We start from the raw sequence: 12,816 nt of genomic DNA, 5'->3' as shown, positions 1-12,816 counted from the left end.
GTATATATTTGTTGTCATGAAGGTAGTCATATTTGCAGGAGGCAGGGGTACCCGTATATCCGAAGAATCCTCTCTACGCCCGAAACCTATGATAGAGATAGGGGGCAAACCCATTTTATGGCATATAATGAAGATCTATGCAGCTTATGGCCATACTGAATTTATAGTATGCCTGGGCTACAAGGCATGGATGATCAAAGAATATTTTGCTAATTATTTCCTGCACAATGCAGATATAACAGTAGATCTGGCCAATAATTCTATAGAGGTACATCGTAATTCTGCCGAGCCATTTAAGATATCGCTTATTGATACCGGTCTCGATACAATGACCGCCGGTCGTCTTAAAAGGGTGTTGCCGTTTGTAGGTAACGAAACCTTTATGCTTACCTATGGCGATGGCGTATGTAATGTGAACCTAGATGATCTTGTGAAGTTCCACAAGGAAAGTGGCAAGATATGCACTATGACTGCCATACAGGCTACCAGCCGCTTTGGTGTTATAGAAATGCAGGAAGATGGCACTATAGATAGCTTTGAAGAAAAACCTGCTGATTCGGGCACATGGATCAACGGTGGTTTCTTTGTGATAGAGCCTGAGATAGCCAAATACCTGCACGACGACGCCGACGACATTATGTGGGAGCGCCAACCAATGGATGATCTGGCAGCAGATAGACAGATAGGCGCGTTTCGCCATCACGACTTCTGGAAGTGTATGGATACCCTGCGTGATAAAGAAGAATTAGAGAACCTTTGGCAAACTGATCCGATATGGAAAAAGTGGTAACTACCGAATATTTGCGCTCCATATTTCACGGCAAACGTGTATTCCTTACCGGCCATACAGGCTTTAAAGGATCATGGATGCTGCAGATTTTGCACTCACTGGGTGCTCAGGTAAAGGGCTATTCATTAGCTCCTGAAAAATCCGGAGATCTATATAATTTGATCGATGGTGATAGTCTTTGCTACTCTTCAGTAATTGCTGATATATGCGATGATAGCAAGCTAAAGACCGAGATCGTAAGGTTTGAACCACATTTTATATTCCACTTTGCCGCCCAACCATTGGTTAGGCGCGGCTACAGTCAGCCTTCGTATACTTTTATGGTGAATGCGCAGGGTACCGCCCATGTGCTTGATGCTATGCGTAGCCTTGTACCACCGTGTGTTGGTATGATGATCACTACAGATAAAGTGTATGATAATCCTGAACGTGGATTGCCTTTTAAAGAAGATGATAAGTTAGGCGGCTACGACCCCTACTCTGCCAGTAAAGCTGCCGCTGAGATAGTAATTGACTCATACCGTCGTTCTTTCTTTAACCCTGCTGATTACTCCAATCATGAGAAATCGATTGCAGCTGCAAGGGCCGGCAATGTAATTGGTGGCGGAGATTTTTCTGATGATCGTATTGTGCCTGACATTGTTCGTTCTATATCTTTTGGAGAAACAGTAGGGCTTCGCAATCCTCATTCTATCCGTCCGTGGCAGCACGTATTGGAACCATTGGGAGGCTACCTGCTATTGGCAGCAAAAATGAGTGAGTCCCCTACCCGCTTCAGCACAGCATATAATATGGGTCCTAACCCGGGCGACATGCTTACTGTAGAAGAACTGACGAAGATATTTATCGAGTGCTATGGCCATGGCAGCTATAAGTCTTTTGCTGAAGAAGGTGCGCCACATGAGGCTAAACTACTATTGCTAGATAGCAGCAAGGTTGCGGAAGACATAGGCTGGGTACCGGCACTTGATGCCCGCACTGCTATACAGTGGACAGCCCAGTGGTACGCAGACAAAACCAGCACTGCCCATGAAAAATGCATGGCACAGATAAAGAGATATTTTGGAGAATAGTAAGTGCCCGTATTCGGTAAATAGTTAATGGATTTGATGCCAGAGTCTGACCTAGCTAGGATTTGAAGCAATTACACAGCAAGGTAGACAGTCTACCCATAACAATTATAGATGATATTTGACGTAACACCCCTTAAAGACGCGCTTGTTGTTACCTTACCTGCACCAACAGATAATCGCGGACTGTTCGTAAAAACATTTCACGATACAACTCTGAAAGCGGCTGGTATTGATTTTGATCTGAAAGAGAGCTATTTTTCAATTTCAAAGAAAGATGTCATCAGGGGTATGCATTTTCAAACACCACCCTATCACCACAGTAAGATCGTGTTCTGCCCGCAAGGTGCTATTCTTGATGTGATCGTTGACCTTCGTAAAGAGTCTGCTACGTACGGACAGTTCTTTGCACATGAATTATCTCAAAAGAATCATAAAGCACTCTATATTCCTGAGGGGTTTGCACACGGGTTTAAAGCCCTTTCTGAAGATGCCATGACCTATTACCTGGTTTCTTCGGAACATAACAAGGCGCACGATATGGGTATCAAATTCGACAGTATAGGTATGGATTGGGACGTAGAAAATCCAGTTATATCCGAGAGAGACCTTTCATTCATAAAACTGAATGAATTTAAATCTCCCTTTTAACAGCCAGTTCACCACATTTCAAATTTTCAGCAATCGTAAACAGCAAATTACTAATTACTTTTGCCAAAATTTTAAATAATGAAATATCTGGTAAAATTAAGCCTTATCATGACGTTGCTGGTTAGCGCGTTCTCTTCTAAAAGTCAGACTGTAACAGTTACCGCCAATCACGGTGATACCATTTGCGCAGGCACAAACATGTTCTTTCATGCAACAACCACCGATACTTCACTTCGGTTCAGGTGGATACGTAACAGCACTATTGTAGGCGGTATTGGTCCAAATTATGGCAACAATGCACTTGTGACCGGCGATACAGTTTTTTGTTACCTTACTAATGCAGCAGGAGATACTGTACTTGATACATCTAACCTGCACATAATGACCGTCAATGCATCTGTACACCCAAGCATTATTACCGGTGGTGATAGCGTATGCGTAGGTGGCACCCTGGCTCTTTTTGATAGCGTGGCAGGTGGGGTTTGGCATTCTACAAATACAAGCGTATTCACCGTTGATTCACTAACAGGTGTTGTTACAGGTGTTGCCCCGGGTTTTGGTGCAACACGAGTAGTATATACTATCACAACTGGCAATTGCCCTGATAGCGTAAGATTGAGAATAAGAGTGAATGTACCTGCGGGTCCGCTTATGGGACCATCTATTGTTTGCAGAGATTCTATGTTCAGGATCAGAGACACTGCACGTGGTGGAGTATTTACAGTTTCTGATGCTACTATTGCTGATATCGTATTTCCAAATGGAGGGTTCCAAGCTTACCAGGCAGGAACTGTTTCTATCTACTATGCAGTTAGCAACGCATGTGGATCATTCCTCGATACAATGATAGTAAGCATTGTTAATTGCGATTCAGCAACAGGTGTATCTAACACAGCAGTTACTGCAACAGGATTGAATATCTTCCCTAATCCTAACAATGGTTCTTTTTCTGTCAAATTTGAAACTGCTGAAAATTCGACGGCTGTATTGAGTATTACCGACATGATGGGCAGAGCAATTGAAAAGATGGACATCGCAGCAAATAAAGACTACACTATCACTTCAGGATTTGCACCCGGGATCTATTTTATTACCCTCAAAACAGGTACTAAAACATACACACAAAAGGTATTGGTAAACTAATCTGATCTTATATAGTTTATAAATAGTGCAGGGATTCATTTTCCTGCACTATTTTTTTGCGGGTACTTTTCTCAAATTGACTTACCAATTCCCACTAGCCGATATACCCTTATATTCGCAATACAATTGTTGTTGCCACGACAGCAGCAACCAAATTAAAATACAACGAGCCATGAATATCCTTCTTGTGGAAGATGAACCGAGCATAGCGGGAATGATAAATAAAGGCCTTACAGAGGCTGGTTATACGGTTACCATTGCGCCCGATGGCAACACCGGTTTCCAGATGGCAGTAGGTAATACCTATGAACTCTTCATTTTTGACATAATGCTGCCGGGGATCAATGGACTGGAGTTATGTAGGATGATCAGGAAATCGAAAAATAATACGCCTATCCTTCTACTCACGGCACTAGGCACTACAGACAATGTGGTAGCAGGGTTGGATACCGGTGCCGATGATTATCTTATAAAGCCCTTCAAATTTGCTGAATTGCTGGCCAGGATACGGGCATTGGTGAGACGCAAATCAGGAAGCTTTGTTGAGGAAAACAAACTTAAAATTGCAGATCTGGAACTGGACCTTGATGCCCGTATTGTTAGGCGCAACAATACAGAAGTAAGCCTTACATCTACAGAATACCGTATGCTGGAATATTTCCTCAAAAACCAGAAAAAAGTAATATCGCGGATGGATCTGCTGGAAAATGTGTGGGGTGTGGACTTTAATATGGCCACCAATGTGGTGGACGTGTATGTAAACTATCTTAGAAAAAAGATAGATAAAGACTTTGAACCTAAACTGCTGCACACAGTAATAGGCATGGGTTATATACTTAAAGACTGATAGCAATGACCATACAAAAGAAGACGGCACTTATTTTCACAAGTATTACCGGCACCATTCTTATTTTGGTTAGCTGTGTTGCTTACTTTTTTATGAACAGCTTCGCATTTCAGGACTACTACAAGCGGTTGGAAATAAGAGGTATCATAACAGCAAAAGCTGAGTTAGAAAAGCAACATCCTCACCTTGGCGAGGTATACAGCGACATTATAGAAAAGCACCTGGAACCACTACCTGGTGAAAAAGAGTACTTCTTTCCCAAAGACAGTTTGGATGTATTTCTGAAATCACGGGTTATACCAGGTCTCCCTGAATCATTTTATACCGGCATTCTCACACAGCGGTCGGCTACCCTCCGCAAAGAAAGTGTGTTCTATACAGGCTTATTGTATAATGAAAAAGGAAAGCAATACGTAGTAATTGTAGGTGCTCAAAATGAAGACAGTATTGCCTATGCCCGTAAACTGAAATTAATACTGGTTACATGCGTGTTAGCGGGTCTATTAGTGGCGTATACCTTGGGTATATTCTTCTCTCGCCACACATTTAAACCGGTAAGAGATATCATAGAAAAAGTAAAGACCATAGGCATTGGGAACCTGCACCTAAGGCTGGAGGACAGAAGAGATGATGATGAAATAGCCGTTTTAGCATCTACATTCAACGACATGCTCAGCAGGTTGGAAACGTCGTTTGAAACACAGAACAACTTTGTCAGCAATGCATCTCACGAGCTTCGTACACCGCTTACCGCTATATATGGCGAGGCGGAAATTGCGCTCTCGCGACAGCGTAATGAACAGGAATATAAGCAGAGCCTTGAAATAATCGTAAAACAGGCAGAAAAACTACAACACCTCACCAACAGCTTACTAAACCTTGCACAGACCGGCTTTGACGGCAAAAAGCATAACCTGCAGCAAATAAGAATTGAGGATCTATTGATGGATGTAAAAGACACCATCAATAACATTATTCCCGAAAACCAGATACATATTGATCTATCGGAATTACCGGCAAACGAACCAGTTGTCATAAAAGGCAATTATCACTTATTAAAGCTTGGACTGAGCAATGTAATGGAAAATGCATGCAAATATTCCAATAATGACAAAGTATCTGTAAAAGCAACTATCATCAATAAAATGCTACTGTTAACTATACTGGACGAAGGGATCGGCATACCAACTGACGAGCTGAAATATATTTATGACCCGTTCTTCAGGGCTTCTAATACTGGTAAGTATGAGGGATATGGTATTGGGCTACCCCTTACCCGCAATATATTCAGACTGCATAAAGGTGAGATCAATGTGCACTCCAGCGCAGGTAATGGTGTAAAAGTGATGCTCTCCATCCCTTTACTGACGGCCTGATGCGCCTTTTCTTATCTCATTCTAATCTACATTTTAATACAATCTAATGCAGGTCTTATAACCTACTAATACCGCCGACTCATTTTTGCAGTGTAAATAATTCATCAATTCAACACTAAAAAATAGAGTCATGAAAAACGTATTAATTCCAACCGACTTCTCGCCTGCTTCTCTTGATCTTATTGCCAATGTGGCGCAGGCGCTTCCGGGCAAGATCAACATTCTATTATTCCACGCTCTTGAAATGCCCGATAACCTTATAGACGCAATGCGCCGGGCCGGACTTAAAGACCACAACCAGCTCATATCTGAAACGCTGCGTATCAAGTGTAAGAAACTGAAGTCGATGTACAACAACATCAATAATATCAGCTTCAAGATAATGCATGGCAGTACACCGGCGGTATTTGAAAATTATGCAGAAGCAAACGATATAGATCTCATAGTTTATCCCGAAGGCTACACGTTTATGCCCGTGGTAAGGGAGAGCGTGAACCCTGAGCGTATGTTCAAAAAATCGGGCATTGAGATCATGAGGCGCCTTACACCAAGAAAGGTCGTAAAGGAAGAAGTGGCGCAGCCGGTTGTTACCATTAAGAAAGATAGAGACTTGCAGCCTGTTGCCATGTTGCAGCACATGTAATACTAATAAGAGAAGAGACTTTGTGAACCAAATAAATCTAATATCATGTTACTTAAAGATAAGATACCGTTCAAATACATTTTTGGCGAGATAAAGTATGAGGTTGCCTATGTGATGGCCTATTCGGTATTAGTATGGGCACTATATCATAATGTTCATGTCATCCGCATTTCTATTCCCCTTACAGTGCCGGCAATACTGGGCACTGTAATATCGCTGCTGCTTGGCTTCAGATCTAACCAGGCATATGACAGGTGGTGGGAAGCACGCCATATATGGGGAGCAATCGTTAACGACTCCAGAAGCCTTGCCCGGCAGGTGTTCTGTTTTATGCAGGAAGAATTTGAAAGTGAGCAATTGGAGCAGCTGCGTAACCGTTTTGTAAAGCGGCAGATAGCTTGGACACACAGCCTGGGCCAAAACTTACGGGGCCATAGTCCACTTACAGGGCTGGAAAGATTTCTGTCCAGAAAGGATATAGAAACGGTATCACGATACACCAATGTTCCTGCGGCAATTCTTAATCTTCATGCTCATGACATAAGAGATGCGCTAAACAGTGGCTACATCAACAGATTTCAGCAGGTGGAACTGGACAGGACCATAAGCAGGTTATGCGATTCGCAGGGCAAGTGTGAACGAATCAAGAACACTGTGTTCCCTTCTACCTACAGCCTGTATATTCATTTCTCGCTCTTGCTGTTTATCTGCCTGTTGCCATTTGGGTTCATTGAGATATTTGGAATATTAGAAGTACTTGTTGTTACAGCGATTTCAGCCTGCTTTATGCTTATCGAAAAGATGGCGATACATCTACAGGATCCATTCGAGAATAAGCCTACTGATACTCCCGTCACTGCTATTGCTAAAAACATTGAACGTGACTTGAAGCAAATGATGGAGGATGAAAACGGAAGGGCTGAACCTGCGGTTCCGGTACCAGCATCTACTCCCGCTTTTTATCTTATGTAATACTTAAAAAATAGTGGTTGTTTATGAGTGGTGTAAGCTGCGGATTTGTATCCGCAGCTTTTTTTATAAAATTATTTTTGCTGTTTCAATTTTAATACATAGATTTGTGATGCATTACAACGAAATGCAACAACATGCTATGAATCAGAGCGAATTATTAAAGGGAACACTGGGCACTATTATCCTAAGGCTTCTTGAGCAAAGAGACCGGATGTACGGCTACGAGATTACGCAGATGGTGAAAGAGATGAGCGACGGTACCATACTGGTAAAAGAGGGATCGCTCTACCCCGCCCTCCATAAGCTGGAAGCAGAAGGATTGGTCACAGCCGAAGAGGTATTTATTGGTAAGAGAGTTCGCAAGTACTACAGCCTTACCCAACCCGGCAAAAGCGCAGCACAAAAATCGGTTGATGAATTATTGGCATTCCTCAACACCATACATAGTTTAGTCACCTCAGAACCGCTTACTTCTTATGCAGCAGCTAACTGATGAACAGGTAGATACCATCCTGGAACGTATAAACCTGGATGGTAACATTGATCCCGGCCTGCAGCAGGGATTACTTGACCACTATTGTTGTTTCATAGAAGAAGCGATGGATGCCCAACGCATCGATTTCGAAGCTGCCTACCAGCAGGCGTTTATGGCCATAACGCCCAATGGCAGCCACGAGATACAGGAGGAGCTATTTTTTCTCTTAACCTTTAAAAAACAAACTAACATGAAAAGAGTCATCTATGGAACCGGCTTCCTGGCCGCATTCCTCATTTCTATGGGTCTTATGTTCAAGATCTTCCATTGGCCCGGTGCAAGTGGTATGCTATTCTCCGGCTTCGGCGCATTGATCATAACCCTTACAGCCATATTGGCCAACTCTATCAGGTATATGAAGAACTATGCGGCTGACTATAAAGTACGGGTGATAGCCGGCTTTGTTGCAGGGGTTTTGATATCTTCAGGTAGCATGTTCAAGATCATGTATTTACCTTCAGCAAATATCCAGACCATGCTGGGAATGGTAGTACTCAACTTTGTCTTCCTGCCCATATTCTTTTACCAGCTTTACAAGCAATCTATTGCGAAAATGTCATAGTTCAAATATCATTTTCAACCAAAACCACGGCCTCCGGTTCGTGGCTTTTGGCGTTTATTCCGCACAGCAAGAGCATATCGATTCTCTTGCAGACACATCATTTAGTTCGGGTTACATCCTTAATCAAACTAGCCCTTGCGTCACGTTATGCCTCCTTTACATTAACCTTTAGCAGCTGACATACAAAAAAGTCATTTTTTTTTGCTTAATTCGCAGGAAATCACCCCTTCAAATTGGCTACAGGTAAGATCATCGTTATAACAGCTCCATCGGGCTCAGGTAAAACAACACTAGTAAAGCGACTGCTGGCTTCCTGCCCGCAACTCGCCTTCTCCATATCTGCATGCACACGCACACCAAGACCGGGCGAGGTACACGGCAAAGATTATTACTATTACACCGAAGCGGAATTCAAACAGCTGATCCTTGAAGATGCCTTTATAGAGTGGGAAATGGTGTACACAGGCAAATACTATGGCACACTAAAGACCGAATTACAGCGGATATGGGACAATGGCCAGTCGCCACTGGTAGACATTGATGTGCAGGGTGCATTAGCCATCAAGAAGAAATTCCCCGGCATAACCCGTACTATCTTCATTGAAGCACCGTCTATAGAAGAGTTGAGGAAGAGATTGATAGCCCGCGGTACTGAAACTGAACATACACTTGAGGAAAGAATTACAAAGGCAGAAGAAGAACTCAAATTCGCCCCTCAGTTTGAAAGGATCATCATTAACGAAAACCTGGATACAGCAACTACAGAACTGATGCAGGTAATAGAGGATTTTACGGGCTGCTAGGTTCATTGACCTATGATATAAAATAATTACTTTTGAGTAGCATATTACAAACATGGCCAAAAAGCAAAAGATTACCCCTCCGACAGACCTTAACAACAACATTGAGCAGGTAGTAGCCGAAGATCAACTGGTAGTTGACCCGGCAGCCCCAATGACTTTTTCCATATACGATTTTAAGGTGCAGGCTATTATTGTAGCCCTCCTTGCATTCATATTTTATATCAATACCTGGTCCAACGAGTTTGCACACGATGACGGCATTGTAATCGTTAAGAACGAGTTTGTACAGGAAGGTTTTGCCGGCATTCCAAGCATATTTACTGAAGATGCCTATGCTAGCTACTATCGCCAGTTGAATACCGTTAACCAACTTTCAGGTGGCCGTTACAGACCATTGTCTATTGCAACTTTTGCAATAGAACAACAGTTTTTTGGAGCTGTTCCTAAAGACAAAGTAGACAGCGTACTTGCAATGAATATTTCTTATGGTATACGTGGCCCGGCCGAAAAGAAGTTAGTATTCAATATGCACATCAGGCACTTGTTCAATGTATTCTGGTACATGGGTCTTGCAGTATTATTGCTTTACTTCCTGCGCTATATCATATTCAGAAACAACCCTTTAATGGCCTTAGTAGCTACGGTGCTGTTCACCATTCACCCTATTCATACAGAGGTGGTAGCCAACGTAAAGAGCCGCGATGAGATCATGTCGCTCTTCTTTATGTGCCTTACTTTCATACTGGCTTTCAAGTATGAAGAGAACAGGAAACAATATGGTTTTCTTGCCGGCGCATTGGTATGTTTCTTCCTGGCTTTCCTATCTAAAGAGTACGCAATTACAATGGCTATACTCTTGCCTTTGTCGTTTTTCCTATTCAGAGACTACCCTATTAAGAAGAGCATTATCCGCACCATACCCTACATGCTGGTGATATGTCTCTACATATACATTCGCATCAGGATGGCCATACACGTGGCCGGTATTGAAGACAGCGCTAACATGTCTATTCCCGAGATCATGGATGCCATCAAGTCGACAGGTGTTAATGCCGATAAAGAGGTATTGAATAACCCATACTTCTTCGCCTCACATTCGCAGAAGATCGCTACAGAAATATCTACTACACTTAACTACCTTAAACTACTGATATTCCCGCACCCACTATCTGCGGATTACTCTTACAACAGTATCCCATATAAATCATTCGGAGATCTACAGGTGTGGTTGTCTATCATCATCCATCTGGCTATAATGGGGGCAATGTTTGTTTTTGTATTCGTAAAGAAACAGTACAAAATATTTGGCTTTGCCATTGCTTTCTACATGTTGCATTTGTTGTTGGTCAATAACCTGGTCTTTAATATTGGTGCTACCATGGGCGAACGTTTGATATTCCATTCATCTGTTGGTTTCTCCATAGTGATGGCATACCTCCTGGTAAAGGGAATGGACTATATAAAGCCACTGGCAACTGCTCAAATGGCGCTGGTCGGGCTGATGGGCGTTATTATTGTGCTGTGCGGTTTCAAAACCATAACCCGCAACATCGACTGGAAAAATGATAAGTCCCTATTCTTCCAGGATATTAAAACGGTTCCTAACTCTGTACTGGTAAATGGCAACGTGGCTGCCGCAATGATCACCATGAGCGACCTGGAGAAGAACGAAAAAATAAAGAATGAGCTGCTTCATAAATCAATTAGTTTGCTGGGTAAGGCAATTGAAGTACACCCTAAATTCGTGGCAGGATTCCTTAACAGGGGTATTGCTTATTACAAACTCGGACAATTGGATAGTGCAAAAATGTGCCTCGACAGTGTACGGGCCAACTACCCTAACTACCCTAGTCTGAAAACCTTGTATACCCTGCTGGGTGACTACCATATGAAAAATGGTTGGAACAATTATGGCCAGTATGGCAAATACCCTGAAGCTATTAAGGAGTTTCAGTTGGGGATAGAAATTGACTCCACCAACGCCGAACTATGGTACAACCTCGGAGGTGCTTACTTCTCTAACAAACAATATAGCGAGGCTATAAACGCCTGGAATATGACCTTGAAGCTTAATCCGAACCATAACCAGGCAAAGCAAGGCATGGGCGCAGCAATGGGTATGGTGCAACAACAGCCACAAATATTCTATAATAACGCAGGCAGTGCTCCTAAGAAATGACGCATGAAAATAGCCTCACCCGCAACCGCATAGAGATACTGCTCATTTTTGCGCTGTATCTCTTTGTGTTGCCAAGGGCTTCTATGGACTATGACATGAATTACTGGCGCATATGGGCGTTGCATATTCATGAACATGGACTTACCGGTGCTTACGATGGTGGGGTTATCAACTACTTTCCCGTTTACATTTATGGCCTTTATCTCTTTGATCTAATTCAAGGATCAACAGTCAATATCACTGCTCACATCAGCGATATAAAAATGTTGTTTGTCTTTTTCGACTTTCTCCCCCTGTTTGTCCTCTGCTGTTTCAGACAAAAGATCTTGTCATTTAAAATTCCCTACCTATTCCTCCTCATCAACATTGCATATGTGTTCAACTCAATGATGTGGGGGCAGATAGATAGTATGTATACCAACCTGAGTTTTCTGGCCATTGTAATTGGCCTGCTATACCCTGTACCCGCTACACTGCTCTACCTATTGGCGCTTAACACCAAGCCGCAAGCCATAGAGTTTCTACCGGTAATGGGATTGGTATTGATCTACAGCGTCCGTAATATCAAAACAGTGATTTACATCCTTATGTCAGCGGCTGTTTTACAGTTATTGATCTTTCTGCCATGGTTAAGCAATGGCGGTTTACCCAAACTCATATCTTATGCTACTCACTCAGTAGACCTCTATAACAAGCTCACTATCTGCGCTTTCAACATTTGGTATCTTTTGGTGCCGGCCAATCATTACTTCATTAATGATAAAGACACCTTCATACTACTCTCCTATAAAACTACGGGACTGATTATGTTTTGTACATCTTCAGCGCTTATTCTCTGGCCTATGCTGAAGGTGGTCTGGCAGCAACGCAGGAAGGCATTACCACCAGACTCCAAAATGTACCAATACATCTTCCTTGGCACCGGCTTGTTGTGTCTCTATTTCTTCTACTTCAACACTCAGATGCATGAACGCTATGCCAACCCCATCATTATCTTTTTCTTCTTTTATGCGGTAGTATCTAAGAACTATAAGCTATACATACTCGCATCAATACCCTACTTCCTCAGCCTGGATAAGTGTTTCCCCAACTACCTGCCCATAGTCCACTACAAGATCATCTATGCCGATAAGATCCTCGCACTTTGGTACACCGCAACAGTTGTATACGGTAACTATCTCTATTGGCAATTGGTGAAAGGCTCAAAGACATTAATTACAATAAGTTAATCACTTCACTACTTTC

13 protein-coding genes are annotated in these 12,816 nt (G+C 42.6%); all 13 read left to right on the top strand.

Annotation, left to right across the window (positions count from 1 at the left end):
• The first annotated feature begins 16 nt into the window (after positions 1–16).
• Positions 17–790 (top strand): glucose-1-phosphate cytidylyltransferase, encoded by a 774-nt coding sequence (gene rfbF, locus CJD36_RS03365; protein WP_105037683.1) that lies wholly within the window; start codon positions 17–19, stop codon positions 788–790.
• Positions 775–1,863: a CDP-glucose 4,6-dehydratase gene (gene rfbG / locus CJD36_RS03360; RefSeq protein WP_105037682.1), complete on the top strand. Its 1,089-nt coding sequence runs from the start codon at positions 775–777 to the stop codon at positions 1,861–1,863. The genes rfbF and rfbG overlap by 16 nt, the downstream gene beginning before the upstream one ends.
• Positions 1,864–1,974: 111 nt before the next feature.
• Positions 1,975–2,511, top strand: coding sequence for a dTDP-4-dehydrorhamnose 3,5-epimerase family protein (locus tag CJD36_RS03355; protein ID WP_105037681.1), 537 nt, complete (start codon positions 1,975–1,977; stop codon positions 2,509–2,511).
• 78 nt (positions 2,512–2,589) lie between these two features.
• The gene (locus tag CJD36_RS03350) at positions 2,590–3,654 is read left to right on the top strand and encodes a T9SS type A sorting domain-containing protein (RefSeq protein WP_105037680.1); all 1,065 of its coding nucleotides are present in this window, start codon (positions 2,590–2,592) and stop codon (positions 3,652–3,654) included.
• 172 nt (positions 3,655–3,826) lie between these two features.
• The gene (locus CJD36_RS03345) at positions 3,827–4,501 is read left to right on the top strand and encodes a response regulator transcription factor (protein ID WP_105037679.1); all 675 of its coding nucleotides are present in this window, start codon (positions 3,827–3,829) and stop codon (positions 4,499–4,501) included.
• A gap of 5 nt (positions 4,502–4,506) precedes the next feature.
• On the top strand, positions 4,507–5,877 hold the full coding sequence (locus tag CJD36_RS03340) for a HAMP domain-containing sensor histidine kinase (protein WP_105037678.1): 1,371 nt from the start codon (positions 4,507–4,509) through the stop codon (positions 5,875–5,877).
• A 130-nt stretch (positions 5,878–6,007) separates the two neighbouring features.
• A complete protein-coding gene (locus tag CJD36_RS03335; RefSeq protein ID WP_105037677.1) occupies positions 6,008–6,520 on the top strand; it encodes a universal stress protein in 513 nt (170 codons plus the stop codon).
• Positions 6,521–6,565: 45 nt separating this feature from the next.
• Entirely contained in the window at positions 6,566–7,492 is a 927-nt protein-coding gene (locus CJD36_RS03330) for a bestrophin family protein (RefSeq protein WP_105037676.1), read from the top strand.
• Between the two features lie 109 nt (positions 7,493–7,601).
• A complete protein-coding gene (locus CJD36_RS03325; RefSeq protein WP_205685546.1) occupies positions 7,602–7,985 on the top strand; it encodes a PadR family transcriptional regulator in 384 nt (127 codons plus the stop codon).
• The gene (locus CJD36_RS23445) at positions 7,969–8,589 is read left to right on the top strand and encodes a hypothetical protein (RefSeq protein ID WP_205685545.1); all 621 of its coding nucleotides are present in this window, start codon (positions 7,969–7,971) and stop codon (positions 8,587–8,589) included. The genes CJD36_RS03325 and CJD36_RS23445 overlap by 17 nt, the downstream gene beginning before the upstream one ends.
• Before the next feature lie 233 nt (positions 8,590–8,822).
• Positions 8,823–9,392: a guanylate kinase gene (gene gmk / locus CJD36_RS03315; RefSeq protein WP_105037675.1), complete on the top strand. Its 570-nt coding sequence runs from the start codon at positions 8,823–8,825 to the stop codon at positions 9,390–9,392.
• Positions 9,393–9,444: 52 nt separating this feature from the next.
• Positions 9,445–11,571: a tetratricopeptide repeat protein gene (locus tag CJD36_RS03310; protein ID WP_105037674.1), complete on the top strand. Its 2,127-nt coding sequence runs from the start codon at positions 9,445–9,447 to the stop codon at positions 11,569–11,571.
• A complete protein-coding gene (locus CJD36_RS03305; RefSeq protein WP_105037673.1) occupies positions 11,568–12,800 on the top strand; it encodes a hypothetical protein in 1,233 nt (410 codons plus the stop codon). Before CJD36_RS03310 ends, CJD36_RS03305 begins: the two co-directional genes overlap by 4 nt.
• Positions 12,801–12,816 lie beyond the last annotated feature (16 nt).

The organism is Flavipsychrobacter stenotrophus, assembly GCF_002954265.1.
GTDB classification, from domain to species: domain Bacteria; phylum Bacteroidota; class Bacteroidia; order Chitinophagales; family Chitinophagaceae; genus Flavipsychrobacter; species Flavipsychrobacter stenotrophus.
Note: the sequence above shows the minus strand (reverse complement) of the source record. Positions and strands in the feature narration are given on the sequence as shown.